The organism is Bacteroides finegoldii DSM 17565, from assembly GCF_000156195.1.
GTDB lineage: Bacteria > Bacteroidota > Bacteroidia > Bacteroidales > Bacteroidaceae > Bacteroides > Bacteroides finegoldii.
Map to the genome: position 1 here is coordinate 1 of NZ_GG688337.1, position 25,752 is coordinate 25,752.

Below are 25,752 nucleotides of genomic sequence, written 5' to 3' on the forward strand. Positions count from 1 at the left end.
TTCCGAGAAAGGGAATAGAGAATGGAGTCGACCTAATTCACTCGTTGCAAAACTTTGACGATATTTTTTAAGCATATCGAACTCGGTAAAACCTAAACAAGGTTCGATTTCTGAGATTTTTTGTATCTTTACCATGTGTTTTTATTTTAGATTACCCCCGTTTTGGCCGTCAAACCGTTTTTTGGGGGGAATGCTTAAAGATACAAAAAAGGCAACTAATTCGCAATGAAGTAGTTGCCTTAAATTTTATTATTTTAGGAATATCCCGAAGTAAATCGCATTAAGATTCAACTTCCGGCGTAATCAGCTTGTAGCCTTTTCCGTGAATATTGATAATCTCGATAGAATCATCTTCTTTCAAATGTTTACGCAGTTTCGTAATATACACATCCATACTGCGGGCATTGAAATAATTATCATCAATCCAGATAGTCTTCAAAGCAAAGTCACGCTGTAAGATTTCATTTGCATGTGCGCAAAGTAAACCGAGTAACTCAGATTCTTTTGTAGTCAACTTAGTCTGCTTACCCTCCGTTGCCAGAATCTGCTTCTGAGTATCAAAAGTAAACTTACCAATCTTATAGATATTACTTTCTTTGTTCTTCTTTCCGCGAACACGTCTCAAGATCGCTTCAATTCTGAATGTCAGTTCTTCCATACTAAACGGTTTGGTGATATAATCATCCGCACCAATCTTAAATCCTTCCAGAATATCTTCCTTCAGCGTTTTTGCTGTCAAAAAAATAATAGGAATCTCGGCGTTCGCTGCACGGACATCCTGTGCCAATGTGAAGCCATCTTTCTTAGGCATCATTACGTCAAACACGCACAAGTCATATTTATTCTTCAAGAAAGCCTTATAACCAGCGTCTCCATCAGGATATAACTCAGCAGAATAACCTTTTGCCTGTAAATATTCTCTTAAAAGCATGCCAAGATTTTCGTCATCCTCGCATAATAAAATACGCAGTTTCTCGTCCATATCAATTATTTTTTAATAAAGGTAATGCAATAATAAATTTAGTTCCTACATTCAGGTCACTTTCAGCTCGGATGGTTCCTTTATGATCGACAATAATTTTCTTCACATAAGCCAATCCCAGTCCAAAGCCCTTCACATCGTGCAGATTACCCGTATGCACACGATAGAACTTTTCAAATATCTTTTTCAGGTTTTCCTTCTTGATACCGATACCATTATCCTGTATCGAAATCATCAGTTTACCCGATTCATTCCATGTTCTCACGTTCAATTCCAAATCCTCGTCCGGCTTTTTATACTTCACCGCATTATCCATCAGATTAAAGATGACATTCGTAATATGCATCTCGTCTGCAAATATAACAGGATCGGTCGCCTCAAGGTTCGATGTTATCTTTCCATTATACCGTTCCACTTTCAAGGCAAAGGTATTGACAACTCCCGTTATCAATTCGTTCGCATCGATTTCCTTCATCTTCAAAGTCGCCTTCTGCCGGTCGAACATCGACATTTGGAGCACCTTTTCCACTTGAAAACGCAGGCGTTTGGTTTCATCATTTATAACCCCCGATATATGCTGGAACATCTGCGGAGATTTTCCGACCGCCGGATCTTTCAACATCTGCGCCGCCAGCGAAATGGTGGAGATCGGAGTCTTAAACTCATGCGTCATATTATTGATAAAGTCATTCTTCATCTCCGTCAATTTCTTCTGACGGAACACGATATAAATCGTAAAAATGAATGTCACCAACAACACCATTGTAAATATCAACGACGGAATCATGAAACTGATCGAATCAAAAAGATAGTCTCTTCTTCCCGGAAAATGTACATTCAGTACACTCATCTTCGCAGGCGGATCATTTTTAAACAAGGCCTGCTGGTACACTTCATCATTTCCCTTCGGATCATAATCCGCACAACGATAGACTTCCTTTCCATCCTTGTCAATCACCGTAAAGTGAAAAGGCAGGTCTATATTATTATTATACAGATTCGATTTCAAGTAACCGTTTAAATCACCAAACCGTACTCTATCTCCGATCGACTTGTCACTTGCCCGATAAATCATCTGCCAGACCACTTCATTAAGTAGCTCACGTTGATACATATATCGGTTCTTGATAGCCTCAATCAGTGAACGCGAAGTCTCCGGAATCGTTTTTGATCCTCTATAAGGAGAGATCATAGCTTTCGGAAGTTCGGATGGTTTGGTAGTCATCACCTTCAATTCAAAATCCGTATAAACCTTTCCATCTTTAGACTTCATCGTAAAACGTTGCGTCTGCTGAACCATATTATTCTGTTGCAGCGAAGGATTGTTCTCAATCAACGCTTTTCTTTCCGCTTCAGAAATATCCTCAATCAACCAACGTTGCGTTTCCGCATATTCCACATCCTTAGAAACCTGATCCAGACTATTGCGCACAGCCATATCAAACTGTTCCTTCCGGGTTTTCATCATTTCCTCAATATAACTGACCTGTAAATACAGTAAACTGAGGAATGAAAGCCCCATTACAATACCTAATATCCAAATTGTTGACTTCTTCATAGCAACAAAATTAACACTCCCTAATTAACACTCCTAATGCATTAACTTGATTTAACCGGAACTTCCCGGAAATTAACCGTATAGAGCCATTTAGGTTGTATTTTGATTACTACAACAATAAAACCCCTACTTTGGTTTGCAAATTTAATAAAAAATTAAATCTTTTCCTTGCGTTTTTCCATCTTTATTAATCATAGTTAAACAAAAACCGCCACCTTTTACTTAAAAAAGATGACGGTTTTAACAGTATTAAGAGAATTACACGTTATTCTTCTGTCTGCTTAGCTTCAAAATCCTTAATCAACTTATCCTGAACATCCGTCGGAACAAGCTCATAACTAGAGAACTTCATGATAAACGAAGCACGTCCGCCGGTCAGCGAGCTAAGAGCCGTAGAATAAGACGACATTTCTTTCAAAGGCACTTTCGCAACCAGTTTCTCAAAACCTTTTTCGCTGCTCATACCCATAATCATGGCACGACGTCCCTGCAGGTCCCCCATCACATCTCCCATCCTATCAGACGGAACAAACACTTCTACATCATAAATCGGTTCCAGAATTTTCGGACCGGCATTCTTGAAGGCTTCACTAAAGGCATTACGTCCGGCAAGCATAAAGGAGATTTCATTCGAATCTACCGGGTGCATCTTACCATCGTAAACAATAACGCGCACGTCACGAGCATACGAACCCGTCAACGGTCCTTGCTCCATACGAGACATAATACCTTTCATAATAGCAGGCAAGAAGCGGGCATCGATAGAACCACCGACGATACTGTTAACAAACACCAGTTTACCACCCCATTCCAATGGTATCTCTTCCGTACCTCTCACGGTAATCTTAAATTCCTGTCCGTTGAACTTATACGTTTCAGGTATAGGCATACCTTCTTTATAAGGTTCTACGATCAGGTGAACTTCACCAAACTGACCGGCACCACCGGACTGTTTCTTATGACGATAGTCGGCACGGGCAGCCTTTGTAATCGTTTCACGATACGGAATCTTCGGCTCTTCATATTTTACCTGAAGTTTTTCGTTGTTTTCCAAACGCCATTTCAAGGTACGAAGATGGAATTCTCCCTGACCGTGTACCAAAGTCTGTTTCAGTTCTTTTGATTGCTCAATCACCCATGTAGGATCTTCTTCACGCATACGGTTCAGGATACTCATCATCTTTTCCACATCCGCTTCATTCACCGGCTTAATGGCACGGGTATATTTAGAGTTCGGATATTTGATAAAATTGAATTTGTAGTCGCAATCCTTACCATTCAGCGTATTACCGGTTTTCACGTCTTTCAGTTTCACGGCAGCACCGATATCACCGGCCTGCAATTCTTCCACCTTGACACGGTTACCACCGGCTACCACATAGATTTGCGCGATACGTTCCTTCGAACCACGGTCGGCATTCAGCAAATCGTCTCCCTCATGAACTTTACCGCTCATTACTTTAAAATAGGAAACTTCACCGATATGCGGTTCCACACTTGTCTTGAAGAAATAAAGAGATTCCGGTCCATTGGAGTCCGGAGCCACTTCTTTACCTTCCGTATTCTGTACCTTCGGCATTTCAGATACAAAAGGAACAACGTTGCCCAAGAATTCCATCAAGCGACGAACACCCATATCTTTCCCCCCGCAGACGCAGAATACAGGGAACATACCCCTGGCGATCAATCCCTTACGGATACCTTCACGCATTTCGTCTTCTGACAGGGAATCTTGCTCGAAGAATTTCTCCATCAGATTTTCATCATTCTCGGCAGCAGCTTCTACCAATGCTTTGTGCATTTCCATAGCCTTATCCATTTCTTCTGCCGGAATATCTTCGATTGTCGGAGCCCCTCCTTCGGGTTTCCACGAGTATTTCTTCATCAACAATACGTCGATCAGCGCATTAAAGCCCGGACCGGTAGCTATCGGATATTGGATGGGAACAACTTTAGAGCCGTATGCCTCTTTCAGCTGTTCGAGGATATTATCATAATCGCATTTTTCATTATCAAGCTGGTTGACTAGAAAAATAACAGGTTTATTCAGCTTTTCTGTATAACGGAAGTGATTTTGTGTACCGACTTCGACGCCGTATTGGCCATTGAGAAGGATAATTGCTGTGTCGGTCACATTTAGTGCAGTCACTGTGCTGCCTACGAAGTCGTCCGATCCCGGACAGTCAATAATATTAAGTTTTTTGTTATTCCATTCTACATGGAGAACGGTGGAGAAAACGGAGTAACCATACTCTTGTTCAACAGGGAAATAGTCGCTAACAGTATTTTTTGCGGCAACAGATCCGCGACGTTTTATAACACCACTCTCGAAAAGCATCGCTTCCACGAGAGTGGTTTTCCCAGAGCCAGAACTTCCCAACAAGGCAATGTTCTTGATTTCATTAGTCTGATATACTTTCATAATATATAAGATTTTAGTAATTACTCAGTATGTTTCTCACATACCATTAATTTTGTGATGCGCAAATTAGGGATTAATTGGGGGAAAAGCAATACTTATGGCAGTGTTACTAAACAATGTTATGTAACACATCTTTAACATGAACATTTTCGAAACGGGTTAAAAATTATTTTCGCATGGCTATAAACTAATTTCATAGTTGCAACGAGTAATCCGGCACGATGTTATTTTTAGTTGTTTTCCTTTCATACAATAGTTCCCCCGTTACCTAATCAGTTTTCGTTTGACTTAAGTCAAGCGATAGTTTAACTTAAGTCATTCTATCGTTTGACTTAAGTCAAACGAAAACCCGGCTACAAGTTCGAATCTTATTTATAAAAGAAAAGATCTTAAATTCAGCATTGCAGGAAATTATCTTCTACTAATCGATGGGGGAATTATCTATTTAGCGTATTCCTACCCCACTATAAATAATTTCCGTCAACTGCTTTTTTGATATATCTAATAATAGTCTTACTTTTACACCCACAAACCCAAACAGCATAGCTATGGCAGGTATCTATCTTCATATTCCTTTTTGCAAAACTCGCTGCATCTACTGCGACTTCTACTCAACCACTCGCAGCGAACTCAAAACCCGTTATGTACAGGCTCTCTGCCGGGAGTTGGCGATGCGTAAAGAATACCTGAAAGGAGAAGATATAGAAACTATTTATTTCGGTGGCGGAACCCCGTCTCAACTGGAAAAAGAGGATTTTGAACAAATATTTGATACCATCCGCGAGCACTACGGATTGAATCATTGTCAGGAAATCACTCTGGAAGCTAATCCGGATGATTTATCGCAGGAATATCTGGAAATGCTTTCCTCACTTCCTTTCAACCGCCTCAGCATGGGAATACAGACTTTTGATGACGCTACGCTCAAACTATTGAGACGCCGCCACAATGCCCGTACAGCCATCGAAGCAATTGACAGATGCCGGAAAGCCGGTTTCCAGAACATCAGTATCGACCTAATTTACGGATTGCCCGAAGAAACAAAAGAACGATGGGAAAACGATCTCCGTCAAGCTATCAGTCTGAATGTAGAACATATCTCCGCCTATCACTTGATTTATGAGGAAGATACACCTATATATAATATGTTAAAACAGCACCAGATATCCGAGGTAGACGAAGACTCCAGTTTAGAATTTTTCACATTACTGATAGAGCATTTGCAGAAAGCAGGATTTGAACACTATGAGATTTCCAATTTCTGCCGCCCCGGAAAATATTCCCGCCACAACACTTCCTATTGGAAAGGAATAGCTTATCTGGGATGCGGACCATCGGCACATTCTTTTGACGGAATGACACGGGAATGGAATGTGTCTTCAATCGACACCTATATAAAAGGTATAGAAGAAGACTGCCGTGCTTTCGAGACAGAGTATCTGGACCCAACCACCCGCTACAACGAATTTATTATCACTACCATACGTACCGTATGGGGAACACCTATAGAGAAACTGAAACAGATGTTCGGCAATGAAATGTGGGAGTATTGTCAAAAAATGGCTGCACCTTATCTGAAAAATGGTAAACTGGAGGAATACAACGGAGCTTTGCGGCTGACGCGTGAAGGGATTTTTATTTCCGATAGCATAATGAGTGATTTACTTTGGGTAGACTAACCAAACAAACAAAAAGCCGATGACCAAATACCTACCAATGGCCACGAAAGAAATCGTAGAAGAGATTAGCCAAGATTTACATTTAATACTATCTTTGCAGCCAAAAAGCAGGCACTAACTATGTTTATCATTATTGGAATTATGCTGACAGGCATGCTTCTTGGCTACTTGTTACGCAGTAAAAGACTATCATGGATACACAAGATAATCACTCTCCTTATATGGATTCTTCTCTTTCTTCTCGGAATAGATGTAGGGGGTAATGAATCTATCATCAAAGGATTACACACTCTTGGGCTGGAAGCTGTTGTCATCACGGTAGCTGCGGTCATAGGAAGTACTCTATGCGCATGGGGGTTGTGGTACCTATTATATAGTAAAGGAAAGGAGACAAAAGCATGAAAGGTAGTTTGATTATTGTCTCTTTTTTCATTATCGGTACTCTTTGTGGAGTTTGCCATCTTATCCCATACGACTTCACCGACAGCAAACTTAGTTACTATGCCCTCTGCGGACTCATGTTCTGCGTAGGTATCAGTATCGGTAATGATCCGAACACTTTGAAGAGTTTTCGGTCCCTGAATCCCCGGCTTGTATTCCTTCCTATCATGACAATACTCGGCACATTAGCAGGCTGCGCCATAGCGGGAGCTTTTATGAGCCAGCGAAGTCCTTTAGACTGTATGGCAGTTGGAGCCGGATTTGGTTATTACTCGCTCTCCAGCATATTTATCACCGAATATAAAGGTCCCGAATTGGGAACTATCGCATTACTTTCCAATATCATGCGTGAAATTATCGCTTTGCTGTGTGCACCCTTATTAGTGAAATATTTTGGAAAGCTAGCTCCTATTTCTGTTGGTGGAGCCACAACGATGGATACCACTCTTCCTATCATTACCCGATATTCGGGAAAGGAATTTGTAATCATTTCCATCTTCCATGGCTTTGTTGTCGATTTCAGCGTTCCGTTCCTAGTCACATTCCTTTGCTCAATATCATTTTAACAGCAATAAATCCTAAAATACAGAAATACTCTACTATCGTTTTCGCACACGTATTACAAAAATGTTTCATAAAAAGGTGTTTTTATATCAAAAAGCAGATCATCTCTTGACTTACATCAAGAAATCAGCCTAAAAAGAATCTTTTCCTTTTCTTTATTTTTATGCTATAAAACATATTCTTATATTTGCATAGGTAAAAAGAAAAAACTAAGCGCTTAGACAGTATTTTCAATAGGTATTAGATTTGTTTTTAGGAATAGTTTTTAGGTATAACAATTAAAAAAGTAGGTATTATGAAACGTTTAGGATTAACATTAGTGGCAGCGCTCTGCCTTGCTGCTACAACATTTGCAGCCGGAAATCAGCCTACAACTGCAAAATGGGAAGGTAACATCAATGTAAGTAAACTAGGCAAATATTTAAAGTTAAACTCCGATCAGAGTGAAGAAGTAGCCAATATTTGCGATTATTTCTCCACACAGATGTCAAGAGCTACAACAGCGAAGAAAGATAAAGAAGCAAAATTGCGCAACGCTGTTTATGGTAACTTGAAACTGATGAGAAAGACTCTTAGTGCTGAACAGTACGCCAAGTATGCAGCATTGATGAATATCACTTTACAGAATAAAGGTATTGAACTGAATAAGTAAAAATGATTAATATGTAAAAGAGAGAGAGAGTGGAAGCCGGTTGGCTTCCACTTTTTTTATACTATTATTTAATAGTCACCATCGTAGCCCCAAACCCATATTCCTGGAAAGAAGCATCCTGATAACGGCAATTACTATATTTCCGTTTCAATTCATCAATAACAGCCTTTCGAAGTACACCATCTCCCTTGCCGTGAATAAAGACAATCTTTTGTTCACGCTTATTCTTATAGGTTTCCATTACTTCGCGAAACTTATCCAATTGATAATTCAGAATTTCAGCATTGCCCATCCCTTGAGTATCATCCAGCAAAGAATCGATATGAAGATCTATTTCAATAATTCCGCTCTTTCCGCTATGAGTAGTATGGTTTGGTTTCACAATAGGTTGTGACTTCGGTTTATCTACAGATTTCTTCTGCAGCAGAGCCTCTTGAATCTCCTCCGCCGAAACATATACTTGTTTGGCAGGCATATCATCTTTCACAATGTCATAAATCAAAGCCGGTTCTTCAAAGAAATCAGAATCGCTAAATGTATGAAGTTTATAGAACTTCACGGTATCGATCCGTATCTCCACACTAACAGCCGGTTTGATAGCCGCAGGCTTACCGTCCTTGAAAGCGATCAACTGAACAGCCACCCGCTCCATGTCATTCAGTACATCTTTGGTGAACTCTTCCAACAGCAATTTTGTATTAGGCTCCACCAAACCGTGCGAACGGTTCTTCCATGCTTTTCCTTCTGCACTCAAATAAGTGTAATACAAATAATAATTGCTATCATTTACCAGATAAGTTTCAAAAGGAGTAGTCATCATCGCTTTTGCGTCTTCGGGCACATAAGCCAGAAATACATTCAAAGTATCTCCTCCACGCACCTCCGGCTGACGTTGAATGACAGGCATCTCCGGTTTTACCGGTTTAACTGGTTCTTCCGGTTTCGGAGCAGACGAACCGGGTTTACGCCTCATATTATAGTCATCTGTTTCAATCACGACACACTCGCGTATCGGCATTGGAATATCAAACCCATCCGCATCTTCTACCAACACAAAATCCTTTCCCTGGAATCCAGTTACGATTCCACCGCCTACCTCACTAAGAAAGCGTACTTTATCTCCTATTTTCATTATTGTATATCCAATTAAAATTCAAACTCAAAAAAACGAGTAACAAAGATAGAGATTTCTATGAAATTAAATGGAGATTCGGTTCTAAAAACAAACCGTCTGCCTTTATTCCTCTTTTTATTGTAACTTTGCATACGAAATACCAAACATATAATCTAAAATTCACCATTAACGACGAAAACCGATGAAAGAACTTATTAAAATCATTGCTTTTGATGCAGACGATACCTTGTGGAGCAATGAACCTTTTTTCCAGGAAATAGAGAAACAATATACAGACCTATTAAAGCCTTATGGCACTTCTGAAGATATTTCAGCCGCTTTATTTCAAACAGAAATGAATAATCTGAAATGTCTCGGCTATGGAGCCAAAGCCTTCACCATTTCTATGGTAGAGACAGCTTTGCATGTGAGTGGACAAAAGATTTCAGGTACAGACATTCAACATATTATTGAATTAGGCAAATCATTACTGAAAATGCCTATTGAACTATTGCCGGGAGTAAAAGAAACGCTTAAAGTATTGAAAGAGAAAGGAAAATACAAATTAGTAGTTGCCACTAAAGGAGATTTGCTCGATCAGGAGAATAAACTGGAACGTTCCGGATTAGCCTCTTATTTCGATCATATTGAAGTGATGTCCGATAAAACAGAGAAAGAATATCAACGAATGTTGAATATCTTACAGATTGCTCCTTCCGAATTTGTCATGATTGGCAATTCTCTGAAATCGGACATTCAACCTGTTCTATCGCTGGGAGGATATGGCATACATATTCCTTTTGAAGTGATGTGGAAACATGAAGTAGTAGACACATTCACACATGACCATCTGAAGCAGGTGAAAAGATTTGATGAGTTGCTGCTTTTGTTTTAAATAAGTTCTGTTCTTTCTTCAGATAAGCTTTAAATCTGAAGAAAGAAATCAGTGAACAATGCCATCTTATTGGATTACAAATCCAACAGTTTCATCAATTCAGCAGCCCGACACGCTTCTATCGAATTACCGACAGAGAGTTTCTCCAAAATATTCTGCCGGTGTCGATTGACTGTATTCACACTAATATAAAGGGCAGCTGCAATTTCTTTACTAGATAGTCCTTTACGTATACAGCGAAGTATTTCCTTTTCGCGTTCGGATAGGATATTGCGATGTTCTTCCGAAAGAAAGAGCATTTCGACTTCTCCACGTTCCATATGGGTAATAGTGGGATATATCCCCTGCTCCGTTCGTTGATCTGCAGACAAGGTATAAAGACAAAAAATCAACCATACACTTCCGGAAGGAGTATTTTCCATAATCTGCACTAAATTATCAATATACTGATAGACTCCTTTCTCATTCATCATACGTATTCTGCATCTTCCCCGGTACTTCAACCGTTCTTCGGAAGACATCGAAAAGGTCTTCTGAAAAAACTGATACTCCAATAACCGCTTTTCTACCAAGTCTTCAGGATGAATACGCCGATAAATACAATCTTCATCCATAGAATCAATCACACTTAAAGCAGCTTCTTTGGGAGTCAACCCTAGAAAATGCGCCCAAGGATGAACGGCAATGTAACTTTTCCTATTCGAAAGATCTGAAATAACAGCACATCCACCATTAATCTCCGTCAATGAATGAATAAAGCGTTGATGTTGCTCTACAACTCCATTGTCCAATATTTCATCGGCTATCAGTTGTGTCGCATAAACTTCATCTATTTCCTTTTGTAATACGTCCATCTTATAAAATGGTTATTATTCAGTATTGTTGCACACGGAGGTATGACCTATCTTTGCACCACAAAGATAAAGATAATCAAATTAGAAATGATCATGAAACATTTAAAAATCAAAATCATGTCAATAGCCTTTATGGCAGTAACAACTTCTTCTATGGCACAAAGTTTGAATAAGATGAACTGGCTGAACGAGCCTCAACAGTGGGAAATAAAAGATGGCAAAACCTTAGTGATGGATGTTCCTGCAAAAACAGACTTTTGGAGGATTTCTCATTATGGGTTCACAGTGGACGACGGACCTTTCTATTATGCGACTTATGGTGGAGAATTTGAAGCCAAAGTAAAGATAACCGGCAACTATGTCACCACCTTTGACCAAATGGGATTAATGCTGCGCATCGACCATGAGAACTGGATAAAAGCAGGTGTGGAATACGTTGATGGCAAACAGAATGTAAGTGCCGTAGTTACACACCGAACCAGTGACTGGAGTGTAGTACAATTGCCGGATGCTCCCCGCTCTATATGGATAAAAGCAGTCCGTCGCCTGGATGCAGTAGAAATATTTTTCTCACGTGATGACAAAGAATATATTATGATGCGCACTTGTTGGTTGCAAGATAATTGTCCTGTCATGGTAGGATTAATGGGAGCTTGTCCGGACGGAAAAGGGTTCACCGCTACATTCGAAGAATTTAAAGTGACTCCATTAGCCGATCAACGAAGACTGGAATGGGCAAAAAGGCAAATGAACAAATAAAAATCAGTCCTGATGCTATTTATTTAAATAGAGAGAAAGCTCTTTATACTATAAATATGGTAGTATATCTTACTTTAAATGTTCTATTTTTAATATGATGAGTATAAATAGCATCACACGGATTTCCTCTTCCAGCAGTTCTGTTGTATAAAATAATGCAAGAATATACAGTTCCAGAGGAGTTTTTCCTTTAAAAACAGTCAAAAGATACACTATAAATAAACTTATTGACAATCGTTTCTTTAAAAGGAATAACCAGTTCCTTTTAAAGGAACGACTCATTGATCGGTGAGAAACACTTTATTCCTTTAAAAGGAGCATATAAAACTTTATTTTAAGTGCTATCCCAGAGCTAACCTACACCTGAAACAGCCAACACTCCACATATCAATTTGAGACAAAACAAAGGTAAGTTCTATACATCTATTCTATAAAAAATACAGACTAAAACAAATTGTCCCAAAACGCAATCGATTTATTTCTTTTCTAAATTCGAAAACAGCAAATCCTTCTCATTGTCAACTCATGCCTAAATATATCCTGTATATATGAAATTATACAACGATAAAATATACGTTTTCTCATATTATCGCCAAAACCGTATATACTTATCTTTCTCACGATCCAACGCACCTTCATCGACACAATCATCCAACCGGAACCATGAATGTTCTATCAATGAGCCTCTCTTTTTAACAGACTTATCCCAGTTTCCTATCACTTGTCCTTCATGAAGAACAATCGGATAAAACAGACCATTATTGGTAAATGCTTTCGAGTAATGCTCTTTAGGCAAAACGTCTGTCCGGTCTTTATAACCAAGCAAATATTCATCATAAGAAGGAAGAAGATGCAAACTGCCGGTAACTTTTCCACGAGTCCGGCAATCTTCATGAATATACCATGTTTGTCCATTCCATTCTTCTGCCGTTAATTCCGAATCAATCAAATAAATAGCTTGACGTGCATCTGTAATAGGCAGCCCCGACCACCAGACAAAATCTTGCAAAACAGCAGGAGCATGACTACGAAAATAGCTTCTAGCCAAACGAGCCAAAGATTCATCTTTGGTCAATTCCGGCACCGGTGGAACACGCTCTTCCAAAAGCGCATACGTACATTTACTTCCTTTATCTTCCCCACTACATACAATCCCCACCTGCTCCGCACGAGCCATAAAGCGGGTCATACGATGATTATCCGCTACAATCCCCGAACGGTTAAAATGCTCGGCAATCTCCTGCCTCGTCAGGCTTTTCTTCCCACAAAGAATTTTCTCCAACAGATTATGACTTTTCGTATAGAGTTCTTCAGAAATTTCCAAGTCATGCCCTTTCGCATAAGACTCATTAGCAGATATAATACGCCCGGCGGAAAGTTTCAACATCCACCGGATATCTTCTGCTGCTACGAGATGCCATGTCGGACGCATTACATGAGTTCGCAGGATTTCACCATCACGCAGTGCTTTTTCCACAGTTTGAATCGTTGCTGACTTCAAACGCATTCCTACTGCCCATTTCACCATGGAATAATTCTGTGCCTGCATAGCTCCCATCCAGGACACAAGTTCCTTGGGTTGAGAGAAAAGAGGACTTAATAACTGTTGGTTGAGTAAACGTATATTCGGTATTTTCATTTGCTCCCTTTTTAAATATAATTGTAATTCGTCACCAATATAGCATTTATTTTAAATACAATTGTAATTTCTTGAGATTTTATCCTCTACTTCAAATACGATTGCAATTTCCCCATTCTAATTTTTCTATTGTTTTTCTGACTTTATAGCTGCATATATACCAATTTATGTCTATTTTTGTCATCTCAAACCAAAGAAAATAGAAATGATGCTCTATAAACTCATCCCTCCTTCAGTAGTAACAGCAACTATCCAGTTGCCGGCTTCTAAAAGTATCAGTAATCGTGCATTAATCATCAATGCGCTGGGCAAAGGTATTTATCCTCCTGAAAACCTGTCCGATTGTGACGATACACAGGTGATGATAAAAGCTCTCACCGAAGGGAAAGAGACGATTGACATTATGGCTGCGGGCACTGCTATGCGTTTCCTTACCGCCTATTTAAGTGTGACTCCGGGGGAACGGACAATCACAGGAACAGCCCGTATGCAGCAACGCCCGATACAGATATTAGTCAATGCGCTTCGTGAGTTAGGAGCTGAAATAGAGTATGTCCGCAATGAAGGATATCCTCCCCTCCGCATCAAAGGTGCAGAATTGAAAGGAAACGAAATAACACTGAAAGGAAATGTCAGTTCCCAATATATATCTGCTCTATTGATGATAGGTCCGGCACTCAAAGACGGTTTGACTTTGCATTTAAGCGGGGAGATAATTTCCCGTCCTTATATCAATCTTACATTGCAACTGATGCAGGACTTTGGAGCCAAAGCTGCATGGACTTCTCCCAATAGCATTTCCGTTGCTCCACAACTCTATCAGAGCATTCCTTTCAAAGTGGAAAGTGACTGGAGCGCAGCTTCCTATTGGTATCAGATTGCCGCCTTATCTCCCAAAGCAGAAATTGAATTATTGGGGTTGTTTCCTAACAGTTATCAGGGAGATAGCCGGGGAGCAGAAGTTTTCTCACGCTTAGGTATAACTACCGAATTTACATCGCAAGGTGTGAAACTGAAAAAAACAGGCAAAGCGCTGGAAAGACTGGAAGAAGACTTTGTCGACATTCCGGATTTGGCACAAACGTTTGTCGTTACTTGCGTCTTGCTGAATATTCCTTTCCGTTTCACAGGATTACAAAGTCTGAAAATAAAAGAAACTGATCGTATTGCCGCATTGCGCACCGAGCTTAAAAAGCTGGGATATGTTATTGAAGAAGAAAATGACAGCATATTAATGTGGAATGGCGAACGATGTGAACCGGAGGAAATTCCGGTAATTGACACTTACGAAGATCATCGTATGGCAATGGCATTTGCTCCGGCAGTTATCTGTCATCCTAATTTGCTTATTGCCGATCCGCAGGTGGTCACCAAATCATATCCCGGATATTGGGGGGATTTGAAGCAGGCCGGATTTCAGGTGATAAACGAAGGGTAACCTTCGGACATTATAGTCTGTCAGCAGGCTAATAAAGGATTATAATTACCCCACTGGCTGATCGATACTATCTAAATAAAAACGAGAGCATATATGAATACTGATTTCATAAACTTAACAGCAGAAAATCTTTCTTATGAGCATTTATGCTGCATTATCCGTAGCAAGAAATCCCATCCGGGCATTGAAGCAAAACAGCAATGGCTTTCCGACCGACTGAAGGAAGGTCATGTTTTTAGAAAGTTAAATGCAAAAGCTACAGTCTTTATTGAATATGCTCCTCTCGAAAAAGCTTGGGTTCCGATAATGGGAGATAACTATTATTACCTCTATTGTTTATGGGTTTTAGGTAGTCCCAGAGGAAACGGATATGGAAGTTCGTTGATGGAGTACTGTATAGCCGATGCCAAAGAAAAAGGTAGATCCGGCATTTGTATGCTCGGGGCAAAAAAACAGAAGAGCTGGCTTTCCGACCAATCATTTGCAAAGAAATTTGGTTTTGAGGTGGTTGACACTACGGATAACGGATATGAATTGCTTGCTCTTTCTTTTGACGGAACAGTACCGAAGTTCGCGCCAAATGCCAAGAATCAGAAAATAGAAAGTGAGGAACTGACGATTTATTATGATATGCAATGTCCCTATATCTATAAATACATTGAAATGATCAAACAATATTGTGAAACAAATGATGTCCCTGTTTCTTTTATTCAAGTAGATACGCTACAGAAAGCAAAAGAGTTACCGTGTGTTTTTAACAATTTTGCTGTATTTTATAAAGGAAGTTTTGAGACTGTGAATTTACCAACTATCGACTATTTAAAAAGAATACTCAAAAAATAAGAAATACAATCCTGACTTTTCCCGTTAATTATCAGGATTGTATTTTATCCGCTTCATTAAAAGGACTTCTCATTTGCCATCTTCCACATATTGAGAAAAGAGGCTTTAGTGATTTCCACAATCTTATCCCAATTCAGCCGGTCGGCATGATCGGAAGGCTGGTGATAATCAGGATGCCCGTCCGTATGATACCAGATGATCGGAATACCTACTTTGGCAAACGAACCGTTATCACTTCCTCCTATCGGATTTTCCCAGGCACGGTAATCCGGTTCCAATTGCAAACTGTATTTTCTGATATCCCCTTTCAGCCAATCGCCAAAAGCCGGATGAGCAGCCGTATAGAAATAAACGACCTGTTTAGGCTGTTGAGGTTTGTTATTACGGCCAATCATGTCAAAGTTCAGATAGCCTTTGATTTGAGACAGGAAAGGACAAGTTTGTACAAAATATTTAGAGCCAAGCAGTCCTTTTTCTTCTCCATCCCAAAAAGCAAAGATTACATTTCTTTCGGGTTGCTGTCCACTGGCTAAAAAGGCTCTTGCTATTTGCAGCACTGCCGATACACCGAAGGCGGGGAGGAGTCGGATAATAAATAGCAGGTTCCAGCACTTGACCCAAGGAATCAAACAGTGTATTCAAGGCATCCTCATCCAATTGATTCGAGTGACAATAAAGATGTTCTAACAGACTTCCTTGCGGTACCATTAAACGAGTTAGCTGATTATGTTCACAACGCAATTCACTAATATTAGAGTTATCGGACAGATCAAGTTCGGTCAATTTGTTGTATGAGCAACTTAATTCCCTTAAAGAAGGGCAACATTTCAATATATCAGTAATTGATTGGAAAGCACATCCTTGTATCAATATCGCAGAAATTGAAGTCTTCTCGTTCAATTCCAGATGTGACAATACTTCATTAGAACTCAAATCAATATCGCGCAATGCCGACAAGCTTTTAAGGGAAAGGGAAGAAAAACCATTATAAGAACAATATAAACTTTCCGCTTCCGGATGACTACCAAACTCTATTGAAGTCAATTTTGGATTAGAATAAATTTGTATAGATCGCAATCGGGAGCAGTTCCCAATCTCCAGACGCTCCAAATCTGCGAGACTACCGATATTAATACTTTCCACGTTGGGACAAAAGGTATTCAAGTCCAATTTTCGGGTACCAGAAATGCAATTCAAAGCCAGAGATTTCATTCGCGGCATATTTCCCAAATAAAGATTACTCAAAGGAAGAAGCAAACCACTTATATCGATAAGCTGCAGCTCTTCTGCCCAAAATCTTCACTTCGTATGATCCCTTATTTCCATATCTATATACCACTCCGCCAGTCATTGAAGAAGGGTCTTCTATTTTCTGTATACGACCGTTTCCCCAATCTATCACCATTCGTCCCCCACTTGCTACAATGTCCAATTGCCGCCAGTCTCCTACAACATTCACTGTAAAGCGAATCGTGTTTTCATCTGTCAACGCCGGAAAATTAAAATCATCTCCAAACACTCTGTTGTCTGTATCTTTACAGGCAGCAAGAGTAATGAATAAGATAATCACACACATACTCCGAACGAATTATACTCTGTCTTTTCATGTTATATTTAAGTTAGCAACATACAAAAGTAAGAAAAGAAATAGATGCCATACTCAATAGAATGAAATTTATAAGTAACTTTGCACAAATTTGATTCGTAATTGTTATATTGGTATGTGGATACTCATTATAAGTCTGGTACTGCTGGGTGTTATCGCGCTGATAGCCGGAATCATCCGCAACAAAAGACTAGAAAAGAAAATAGAAAAAGGCGAACTGGATCGTATGCCGGAAGTGAAAGAAGTAGATGCGGAATGCTGCGGACAACATGAAGTATGTGAAAGGGATAGCTTGTTGGCCGCTGTCAGTAAAAAGATAGAATACTACGATGATGAAGAGCTGGACCAATTCATCGGCAGACCTGGAAATGCATATACGGAAAAAGAAACAGATATGTTTCGGGATGTACTGTATACAACATTGGATATAGAAGTAGCCGGATGGGTACGTAGTCTTCAACTCCGTGGCATCGAACTGCCGGATGACCTCAAAGACGAGGTCTTTCTGATTATCGGAGAAAGAAGAAACGGAAACAGTTGAGAGTTGACAGTTGAGAGACGATAGTTCGTTGCTGTGATCTGATTACGGTCTTTAATTTTTAATCTTTAATTTTTAATTTACTTGGATTTACTACAATATACATTCTTTCAACACGCCTTATTGGGTAGTCTGCTGGCAAGCATTGCCTGTGGGATTATCGGTACATACATCGTTACCCGCCGTCTGGTATTTATCAGTGGAGGAATCACTCATGCTTCTTTTGGCGGTATTGGGTTAGGATTGTTTGCCGGAATTTCCCCGATACTCTCAGCGGCTGTATTCTCTGTTTTATCAGCCTTCGGTGTGGAGTGGCTTAGCAGACGGAAAGATATGCGTGAGGACTCTGCCATTGCAGTGTTCTGGACGTTGGGGATGGCACTCGGTATCATGTTCAGCTTTTTGTCACCTGGATTTGCACCCGACTTATCAGCTTATCTTTTCGGGAATATCCTGACCATCAATCAAATTGACTTATGGATGCTCGGCATATTGGCACTCATACTGACCGGATTCTTTTATCTGTTTATCCGCCCTATCGTATATATTGCCTTTGACCGTGAATTTGCACGTTCGCAGAAGATTCCGGTAGAGATATTCGAATACGTGTTAATGATGTTCATCGCATTGACTATTGTAGCCTGCCTGCGGATGGTAGGTATTGTGTTAGCCATATCCCTTCTCACCATTCCACAAATGACGGCTAACCTCTTCACTTATAGTTTCAAGAAAATCATCTGGTTATCCATCGGCATCGGTTTCTTAGGATGCTTGGGCGGATTATTTATTTCTTATCATTGGAAAGTCCCCTCGGGAGCTTCCATCATATTCTTCTCTATCCTGATTTATGCTGTCTGCAAAATCGGAAAGAGTTGTTGCAGGAAAAAGTCATCATAATAAATATAGTATATGGAAATCAAAATTCAATCACTGGAAAGTATCCATGAAGCAGCCCAGGAATTCATCGCTGCCATGGGCGACAACACTGTATTTGCTTTATACGGAAAGATGGGTGCCGGTAAAACCACATTTGTAAAAGCACTCTGCGAAGAATTGGGTGTAGCCGATGTCATCAGTTCTCCAACTTTTGCTATTGTCAACGAATACCGTTCGGACGAAACCGGAGAGTTAATTTATCACTTCGATTTTTACCGTATCAAGAAACTAAGTGAAGTGTACGATATGGGATACGAAGATTATTTCTACAGTGGCGCTCTCTGCTTTATCGAATGGCCGGAACTGGTGGAAGAATTACTGCCGGGTGACGCCGTAAAAGTAACGATTGAAGAACTGGAAGACGGAAGTAGAGTGATTAAACTATGACCGGACAATATATCGTACAAGGAATCTTTGCGCTGGCAGGAACTGTCTCCCTGCTGGCGTCATTGCTTAACTGGGACTGGTTCTTTACAACACGTAATGCGCAAACCATTGTCAGAAATGTAGGACGTAACCGGGCACGACTCTTCTATGGGATATTAGGGATTATCATTATAGGCATGGCTATCTTCTTTTTTGTAGAAACACGAAAAGTCATGGGATTATAAGCTTTATAAGAAATAAAGAAAAGTCAGACCATTATTGATTTATATTACAATAGTTGCCGTGCTTTCATCTCCAAATATTTATTAATCACATCAATTGAAAGATTTTCCGGTGTGGTCAACAAAGAATAGATCCCGTGCTGCTTCAAAGTAGATACGATGAGCCGTTTCTCGTAAGCAAACTTCTCTGCAATCACATGGCGATAATAGCCTTCCGTATCTTTTGCCGGTTGTGCAATGTATTCCTTCAGATCGGCATCCTCGAAAAAGACCACGAGCAAACGGTGACGGTGATTCAGCTGTTTCAGATAAGACAACTGGCGATTCATGCTGCCTATACTCGAAAAGTTGGTATAGAGCACTAACAAGCTCCGTTTACCAACATGTTTGTTCAGATGCACACAAAGAGCCGAGAAATCCGTCTCTCCGAAAGTAGTCTGCTGACTATACAGATTCTCCAACAACGTTTGCATATATCCCGGCTGCCTGGAAGCAGGGACAAAAGTATCGAAGTGTTCATCAAAGGTCACCAATCCGGCTTTGTCTTCTTTCCGCATGGCAACATACGAAAGCACCAGCGAAGCATTAATCGCATAATCCAACAAAGTCATCCCACGAAAAGCCTGCTGCATCACCCGTCCTTTATCTATCACATTGTAAATCTGCTGCGAACGTTCATCCTGATATACATTCACCATAAGCTCATGCCTGCGTGCACTCGCTTTCCAGTTAATCGTACGATAATCGTCTCCCTTTACATACTCTTTGATTTGTTCAAACTCCGTATGATGTCCCACCCTGCGAATACGCTTTATTCCCAGCTCGGTCAGATTATCGCTCATCGCCAACAATTCATATTGATGAAGCATCAGATAAGACGGATACACCTTGATATCCAAAGGTTCCGCACAGGTATAACGACGGGAAACCAGCCCAATCCTTCCGGTCACAAAAACTCTGACATACCCAAACGAATAAACACCGCGACGGGTAGGACGCAGACGATAAGTTATCGTCTTTCCTTCATTCGCCTGTAACTTCGTACGAAAGTCAACATCACGTTTCTGAAAAACGACAGGAATCTCATCAATAACCTCTAAAGAAACAGGATACGTATAGCTGCTTTCCACACGAATACTTACCTCATTCTCATCACCATTGGAGAAGCGGTCGGCACACTGACGGAAAGCCTGTATTCCCCGAATACGATAAAGAGAATACACATCTGCCGATACCACCAAAAACAAGACAAAAAGTGTCCACTGCCCGATGACAAAGAACGGAGCAAGAACGTATCCGCTACCCAGCAACAGGATAACTACGATCAGGGCAATATAGAAGCGACGAGTTAAAAACATCTATTTCGGGACTTCCACTTTATCAATCAAACGCTGTGTCACTTTCACCGGAGAATAACCTTCCATTTCAGCTTCCGCAGTCAGGATCAGGCGATGCTGAAGCACATACGGAGCAACGAACTTGATATCCTCCGGTGTCACAAAATCCCGTCCTTGCAAAAGAGCATAGGCCTTTGAAGATTGCAACATCGCTACGGAAGCACGTGGAGAAGCTCCTAGATACACTGCCTTGCTAGTACGAGTCTGCTGCACAATCAACGCGATATATTGAAGCAGCGTACGGTCTACAAACACCCGGCTCATCAAGGCACGAAGAGAAAGAAGTTCTTCTTTAGTAAGTACGGGGGTCACATCTTCCAGTTTTACCAATGCCGCATTCGTATGGTGGCGTTCCAGAATATTCACTTCCTCTTCCAGCGAAGGATAATCCATCGTTATCTTCATCAGAAAACGGTCGAGCTGCGCTTCGGGAAGTTTGTATGTCCCCTCCTGCTCCACCGGGTTCTGAGTAGCCAGAATCGTATAAAGTTCCCCCATCCGGTGAGTGGTCCCGTCGATACTGACCTGGCGTTCTTCCATCACTTCAAACAAGGCAGCCTGTGTCTTCGCAGGAGCACGGTTGATTTCATCTACCAATACGATATCTGCAAAAATCGGCCCCTGATGAAAGTCAAAACCATTGGTTTTCATATTAAACACAGTTGTACCCAGCACATCACTCGGCATTAAATCCGGAGTAAACTGGATACGACTGAAGTCAGCATCAATCAGACGGGCAGTCAAACGAGCCAATAGTGTCTTCGCAACGCCCGGAACACCTTCTATCAATACGTGTCCATTCGCCAGAATAGCCGTCAACACCAAATCAACAGTCTGCTCCTGTCCCACAACGATGGACGCAATCCGCTCCTTCAACTCCTGTATCTTCTCGGAAAAAAGAGTTAAATCTAACCGTTGTTCTGTATTCTCTTCCATAAATTTCTTCTTTAGATATGATTGATTATTTCATTCATTTTATCAATAAGCACTTTCATTTGCTCCGCATTAATCCTGCGTCCTCCGTAAATCACCGGCCGCACTTCACGAATAAACTTCGCAATCTCTTCAACCTCCATCCCCGTTTTCCGGGCAATCCGGTGAAAAGAGCGTTCATCATCCGCCACCTCTTCAATGTCTACCTGAATCTCCCTTCTCAACTCTTCGGCAAAATAAGTAAACTTCTTCCGCACCAAGTCGTCATGGTCCTTCTTTTGAAAATACAGTGTACCTATCAGTTCAGTAAATTCGAGAGATCTATTTGCCGGTTCACGTATGACGGGGATAACCCGCTGCCGCCTCTTTGCCGTAAATATCATAAAGAGAAGAATGGCAATCATCGTCAGATACAAAGCCCAGCGAAGCGGTGGCTGCGAAAGGAAATAGCGGAAAGGGGACTTCTGCACCTGCACCGTTTCTTTCGTATATCCTTCCGTGCGAAGAACAGGAAGATCTCCCATGTGCGACAGCAAACGGAAGAGATAGGCTCCATTTCCTCCATCCAACATCCCATAGTTTGTAAAAAGTAAAGGAGTGGAAACTAAAATAATCTCTCCTTTACCATGCCGATAGGACATCGCGACAGGTATACACGAAAGACTATCCGTCACCAAAGAATCCGCTTCGGTCTCATAGCGAAACTCGTTCGAGTCAATCACCCTTTGTGCCAAGACCTCACTCCGGAGCGAATCCATCCAAAAGTAGGACGAGCAGAATTGAGGATAAAAATAAAAAGTCCGGCGTGAATACACTGTAGAATCTCCCACCCAGCATATACTGTCTTTTGCCAACAGAGAAGCGGCATATTTCTTTAAAGCCATCGGACTGAAATAAGAATAGTAAGTTCTGAAGTCCAACGTATCTTCCAAATTTGTGCCAAATAAAGTACTCACTAACATTATTTTATTGCCCCGATCAGCCATCCGCAGCAAAGCCTTCACGTCCACGCTCGACAATATCAAGTCATCAGCTATAGCTAATATACCTTTACACTGTCCTACCGTATCCTCTTGTTCCAACTGATAGAAACTTTTCTTCGACAGCGCATATCCATGCGGCAAACAGGACAACAACAGGCTATCGAACACCTCACAACCGAAAGGCTGTTTGTCGTAATGACCGAAAGTCGGTTTCCACACAAATTTCTTCGGCAAATGATATTCTACCGCAAACATGACCAACAAAAAGACTACGATAAAGATAATAAACCAACGGCTTCCTTTCACGAGACGCCTCCTTTCTCTATTTCTTCCTGTAAAGCCCGCATTGTCCGGAAAAGTTCTTCCGTCGCTTCAAAATTTCCATAGCGCACCTGCAAAAAATGGTTTGTCAGTTGCCGGAAAGCAGAGAGTCGCACTTCATACAGATATTGCGTAGGAGTCTTATAAGGTTGCCATTCGATACGGGCCGCATCACTCAACCGCTTCAATGTCTGCAAATAAAGCAACCGTACAGCCTCCCGATAGTTCCTTTGAGAAAGAGCCTCGTTAATCCCTTCCGGAAAGTCGACTCCGTAAATCGTATCTTCTTCCACCGCATAAGGCAATGTTCTCTTACCGGAGCGCATGAACAGTTCGGGACGTTTCTTATAGACAAACCAACTAACCAAAAGCAGGATAAAGACAGCGATACAAACCAGAATAAGTTCCGAATACTCATCAGCAAAACGGCTGCCGAATATTTCACGCAGAAATTCCCCAAACTGTTTATTGATCCATTCGAAGAGATTAATCTCCGGAGCAATCAACTCACGGTTATAGTTATACGCCGGATCAGATTGCCATCGGGCAAGCTGCGTCGTATCACAGACCAACGTATCAGTCGGGGAGGTCAGATTCATTTCTCCTGTGTCTGATGTTAGAGTTTATCAAAATTATCTATATCACTTTCCACCGTTATGCTGTCCACCACCTCAGATGCGTGACCGTACTGATAGACCAGACCGACAACCGTAAACATGGCTGACAAGTAAGAGCCATACAACATCAGGACAGAGAACAGATATTGTGCAAAGTTCAGTCCGACAGAAGCCCCTGCTTCACCACCGTCACTCATGGTAAATACCATTTTCACGATATAGATTATATACCACGGTATGGAAACGATTCCCTGCAACACGCTAGCAATAAGTCCCATCACAATAAGAATCAGAAAAACCCCTCCCCAAGTGGCAAATCCCAACCGGAAGGTCTTCCTGAATGCCTCCATTAACGAAATCTCCTCAAACAAATAAATCGGAGCCATCAAGGCAAGAGGTATGGCAAATGCAAACAATAACGGAAGAGTGAGCAGTAACGTAAATGGAGTCAACACTGCCAACAGCACTATAATGATAACGGCAAGCAGAAGCAAAAAGCTACAGAACACCCCTATAATGAATAATCTTTTGATATTACGAAGTAATAACGGTTTTATATCGTTAAAGAGAATTCCATTCAGACGTTCTTCCCGTTCAATGTATAACCGGATCATGGCATAAATTAAAGAGGTCAACAGCAAGGCTCCCAAAAATGAAAAAAAGACAAGTCCTGCATAATTGAATGCGAACGAAGGTCCGAAAACGGATAACGGATCATCTCCCATTCCACCTGCCGCCTGCATAGCGGTAAGATCCGTCATACCGCCCATCAACCCGCTAAAATTTGCCGCTTGAAGCAAACAGACCGGAAGTATCAGATACGTTGCATACTTCAGCAACTGCTTCCAATTTTCCTTTATAAAATCAAAAGAAGCATTCAGCTTCTCACCGAAAGGACGTTTCACATACATCGCAATCTTAGGTTTCTGTGATTCCATGTTTTTTCTTATTTGGTAAATAAATATAGTAGAAAATAATAAATGCCAGTGAAGTGAGAATTACGCCAAGCCTCAACATATCCGGAAGTTCCGTATGACGGGTTATAAACCCTTCTATAAATCCTGCCATTATAAATACGGGGACAGTGCCTATAACTATTTTCAGCCCGCGCTTTGCTCCCCGACGGAAGGATTCAATCCTCGAATAAGTCCCGGGAAACAGCCATCCGTTACCTAAAGCCAGCCCGGCGGCACCTGCCACAATAATTGCCCAGATTTCGAGCGTACCATGCAGCCAGACGGCAAGAGTAGACTCCCAAAGCAAACCGTGCTGATAAAAGAAAGTCTGAAAGGCTCCTATCATAATCCCATTGGAGAGAAGCATATAGCCTGTACCGAAACTGGTCAGCAGTCCCATTGCAAAACAGTTGAAAGATACCATAACATTGTTGAGCGTAATCCCCAGAAACATCGGAACTTCATCCGAACCGTTATAAACCGCCATCGGCTCACCATTGGCTATATTGTCCAATGTCATGTCCACATAGCCGTTTCCTAGAATCAAGCGGACGAAATCCGGATCGTTTGCAGCAGACAATACTCCAATCAGTGCGCTGGCAACGAAAATAATAAAAGAAACCAGTAACTCGCGATGTGCATCATACATTGTTTGCGGCACTTCCTGCGTCCAAAAGGTGATAATCCGTGTCCACTTCTCGCGTTTATTCCGATAGATTTCATTATGCAACGCCGAAGCCAGATTATTCAGATAAATAGTGATGCGGGAAGTCGGGAAATGTGTCTGGGCGAATGCCAGGTCAGCAGTCAGGTCTGTATACGCATCCGCAAGTCGGTCGGGAGACAAGCCGACAGCCTGCTCCACAATCTTCTCTGTCTCTTTCCATTTTTCAATGTTCCGACGAATAAACGTAACCTCTTTCATGCTTTTCAGTAAATTCCGGATAAGTTTTGTCCGAAACCGGAAGCAAAAGTAAGAGATTTATAATATATTTGCAACGGAATCCTAAAAATGTT

General features: G+C 41.1%; 25 protein-coding genes and 2 pseudogenes. 12 read left to right on the forward strand and 15 right to left on the reverse strand.

What is annotated here, in order from left to right; all coding sequences use genetic code 11:
* The 4 genes and pseudogenes from BACFIN_RS23795 to BACFIN_RS01475 all read right to left on the reverse strand — a co-directional run.
* Window positions 1-135 (reverse strand): annotated as a pseudogene (locus tag BACFIN_RS23795) (transposase); the annotation flags it as partial.
* A gap of 145 nt (window positions 136-280) precedes the next feature.
* Window positions 281-982: a response regulator transcription factor RprY gene (rprY, locus tag BACFIN_RS01485; protein ID WP_007757824.1), complete on the reverse strand. Its 702-nt coding sequence runs from the start codon at window positions 980-982 to the stop codon at window positions 281-283.
* Window position 983: 1 nt separating this feature from the next.
* Complete coding sequence (locus BACFIN_RS01480; RefSeq protein ID WP_007757830.1) at window positions 984-2,540, reverse strand: sensor histidine kinase; 1,557 nt, start codon at window positions 2,538-2,540, stop codon at window positions 984-986.
* Between the two features lie 265 nt (window positions 2,541-2,805).
* Complete coding sequence (locus tag BACFIN_RS01475) at window positions 2,806-4,962, reverse strand: elongation factor G (RefSeq protein ID WP_007757831.1); 2,157 nt, start codon at window positions 4,960-4,962, stop codon at window positions 2,806-2,808.
* 548 nt (window positions 4,963-5,510) lie between these two features.
* On the opposite strand from BACFIN_RS01475, the gene hemW reads away from it, so the two are divergent.
* The 4 genes from hemW (at window position 5,511) to BACFIN_RS01455 (ending at window position 8,298) form a co-directional block, all read left to right on the forward strand.
* The gene (gene hemW, locus BACFIN_RS01470; RefSeq protein ID WP_032839965.1) at window positions 5,511-6,641 is read left to right on the forward strand and encodes a radical SAM family heme chaperone HemW; all 1,131 of its coding nucleotides are present in this window, start codon (window positions 5,511-5,513) and stop codon (window positions 6,639-6,641) included.
* A gap of 120 nt (window positions 6,642-6,761) precedes the next feature.
* Window positions 6,762-7,043 (forward strand): LysO family transporter, encoded by a 282-nt coding sequence (locus BACFIN_RS01465; RefSeq protein ID WP_004321999.1) that lies wholly within the window; start codon window positions 6,762-6,764, stop codon window positions 7,041-7,043.
* Entirely contained in the window at window positions 7,040-7,648 is a 609-nt protein-coding gene (locus BACFIN_RS01460) for a lysine exporter LysO family protein (protein ID WP_007757833.1), read from the forward strand. The genes BACFIN_RS01465 and BACFIN_RS01460 overlap by 4 nt, the downstream gene beginning before the upstream one ends.
* A 293-nt stretch (window positions 7,649-7,941) precedes the next feature.
* The gene (locus BACFIN_RS01455) at window positions 7,942-8,298 is read left to right on the forward strand and encodes a hypothetical protein (protein ID WP_007757836.1); all 357 of its coding nucleotides are present in this window, start codon (window positions 7,942-7,944) and stop codon (window positions 8,296-8,298) included.
* Window positions 8,299-8,362: 64 nt separating this feature from the next.
* Here BACFIN_RS01455 and BACFIN_RS01450 read toward each other — a convergent pair whose 3' ends face one another.
* A complete protein-coding gene (locus BACFIN_RS01450) occupies window positions 8,363-9,430 on the reverse strand; it encodes a DUF2027 domain-containing protein (RefSeq protein WP_007757837.1) in 1,068 nt (355 codons plus the stop codon).
* Between the two features lie 184 nt (window positions 9,431-9,614).
* Between BACFIN_RS01450 and BACFIN_RS01440 the strand changes: the two genes are divergently transcribed.
* The gene (locus BACFIN_RS01440) at window positions 9,615-10,307 is read left to right on the forward strand and encodes an HAD family hydrolase (protein ID WP_007757841.1); all 693 of its coding nucleotides are present in this window, start codon (window positions 9,615-9,617) and stop codon (window positions 10,305-10,307) included.
* Window positions 10,308-10,381: 74 nt separating this feature from the next.
* Here BACFIN_RS01440 and BACFIN_RS01435 read toward each other — a convergent pair whose 3' ends face one another.
* Entirely contained in the window at window positions 10,382-11,161 is a 780-nt protein-coding gene (locus BACFIN_RS01435) for a response regulator transcription factor (protein ID WP_007757844.1), read from the reverse strand.
* An 87-nt stretch (window positions 11,162-11,248) separates the two neighbouring features.
* On the opposite strand from BACFIN_RS01435, the gene BACFIN_RS01430 reads away from it, so the two are divergent.
* Complete coding sequence (locus tag BACFIN_RS01430) at window positions 11,249-11,920, forward strand: DUF1349 domain-containing protein (protein ID WP_229036723.1); 672 nt, start codon at window positions 11,249-11,251, stop codon at window positions 11,918-11,920.
* Window positions 11,921-12,506: 586 nt separating this feature from the next.
* Here BACFIN_RS01430 and BACFIN_RS01425 read toward each other — a convergent pair.
* Entirely contained in the window at window positions 12,507-13,559 is a 1,053-nt protein-coding gene (locus BACFIN_RS01425; RefSeq protein ID WP_007757852.1) for a winged helix DNA-binding domain-containing protein, read from the reverse strand.
* Between the two features lie 208 nt (window positions 13,560-13,767).
* Here BACFIN_RS01425 and aroA point away from each other — a divergent pair, with 208 nt between their 5' ends.
* Complete coding sequence (aroA, locus tag BACFIN_RS01420) at window positions 13,768-14,997, forward strand: 3-phosphoshikimate 1-carboxyvinyltransferase (RefSeq protein ID WP_032839967.1); 1,230 nt, start codon at window positions 13,768-13,770, stop codon at window positions 14,995-14,997.
* Window positions 14,998-15,090: 93 nt separating this feature from the next.
* Window positions 15,091-15,840, forward strand: a complete 750-nt coding sequence (locus BACFIN_RS01415) for an N-acetyltransferase (RefSeq protein ID WP_007757854.1) — start codon at window positions 15,091-15,093, stop codon at window positions 15,838-15,840.
* Window positions 15,841-15,896: 56 nt separating this feature from the next.
* Here the strand turns inward: BACFIN_RS01415 and BACFIN_RS21080 are convergent.
* A pseudogene (locus BACFIN_RS21080) lies at window positions 15,897-16,415 on the reverse strand (M28 family metallopeptidase); the annotation flags it as partial.
* A gap of 662 nt (window positions 16,416-17,077) precedes the next feature.
* Window positions 17,078-17,416 carry a hypothetical protein gene (locus tag BACFIN_RS23525; protein ID WP_007757856.1) on the reverse strand — a complete coding sequence of 113 codons (339 nt, stop codon included), beginning with the start codon at window positions 17,414-17,416 and terminating at the stop codon, window positions 17,078-17,080.
* A 145-nt stretch (window positions 17,417-17,561) separates the two neighbouring features.
* Here BACFIN_RS23525 and BACFIN_RS01400 point away from each other — a divergent pair, with 145 nt between their 5' ends.
* The 4 genes from BACFIN_RS01400 (at window position 17,562) to BACFIN_RS01385 (ending at window position 19,531) form a co-directional block, all read left to right on the forward strand.
* The gene (locus BACFIN_RS01400; RefSeq protein WP_007757857.1) at window positions 17,562-17,987 is read left to right on the forward strand and encodes a hypothetical protein; all 426 of its coding nucleotides are present in this window, start codon (window positions 17,562-17,564) and stop codon (window positions 17,985-17,987) included.
* A gap of 81 nt (window positions 17,988-18,068) precedes the next feature.
* A complete protein-coding gene (locus tag BACFIN_RS01395; protein WP_007757858.1) occupies window positions 18,069-18,881 on the forward strand; it encodes a metal ABC transporter permease in 813 nt (270 codons plus the stop codon).
* Between the two features lie 12 nt (window positions 18,882-18,893).
* Window positions 18,894-19,307: a tRNA (adenosine(37)-N6)-threonylcarbamoyltransferase complex ATPase subunit type 1 TsaE gene (gene tsaE, locus BACFIN_RS01390; protein WP_007757859.1), complete on the forward strand. Its 414-nt coding sequence runs from the start codon at window positions 18,894-18,896 to the stop codon at window positions 19,305-19,307.
* Window positions 19,304-19,531, forward strand: a complete 228-nt coding sequence (locus BACFIN_RS01385; protein WP_007757860.1) for an immunity 17 family protein — start codon at window positions 19,304-19,306, stop codon at window positions 19,529-19,531. Before tsaE ends, BACFIN_RS01385 begins: the two co-directional genes overlap by 4 nt.
* A gap of 44 nt (window positions 19,532-19,575) precedes the next feature.
* Here BACFIN_RS01385 and BACFIN_RS01380 read toward each other — a convergent pair whose 3' ends face one another.
* From BACFIN_RS01380 to BACFIN_RS01355, 6 genes are read right to left on the reverse strand one after another with little or no spacing between them, the layout of a single operon-like run.
* Window positions 19,576-20,886 (reverse strand): DUF58 domain-containing protein, encoded by a 1,311-nt coding sequence (locus tag BACFIN_RS01380; RefSeq protein WP_007757861.1) that lies wholly within the window; start codon window positions 20,884-20,886, stop codon window positions 19,576-19,578.
* Window positions 20,887-21,861 carry an AAA family ATPase gene (locus BACFIN_RS01375; RefSeq protein WP_007757862.1) on the reverse strand — a complete coding sequence of 325 codons (975 nt, stop codon included), beginning with the start codon at window positions 21,859-21,861 and terminating at the stop codon, window positions 20,887-20,889.
* An 11-nt stretch (window positions 21,862-21,872) separates the two neighbouring features.
* Window positions 21,873-23,147, reverse strand: coding sequence for a DUF4350 domain-containing protein (locus BACFIN_RS01370; RefSeq protein WP_007757863.1), 1,275 nt, complete (start codon window positions 23,145-23,147; stop codon window positions 21,873-21,875).
* The gene (locus BACFIN_RS01365) at window positions 23,144-23,761 is read right to left on the reverse strand and encodes a DUF4129 domain-containing protein (protein ID WP_007757864.1); all 618 of its coding nucleotides are present in this window, start codon (window positions 23,759-23,761) and stop codon (window positions 23,144-23,146) included. The genes BACFIN_RS01370 and BACFIN_RS01365 overlap by 4 nt, the downstream gene beginning before the upstream one ends.
* A gap of 17 nt (window positions 23,762-23,778) precedes the next feature.
* A complete protein-coding gene (locus BACFIN_RS01360) occupies window positions 23,779-24,717 on the reverse strand; it encodes a hypothetical protein (protein WP_007757865.1) in 939 nt (312 codons plus the stop codon).
* Window positions 24,698-25,660, reverse strand: coding sequence for a stage II sporulation protein M (locus tag BACFIN_RS01355; RefSeq protein WP_007757866.1), 963 nt, complete (start codon window positions 25,658-25,660; stop codon window positions 24,698-24,700). The genes BACFIN_RS01360 and BACFIN_RS01355 overlap by 20 nt, the downstream gene beginning before the upstream one ends.
* Window positions 25,661-25,752 lie beyond the last annotated feature (92 nt).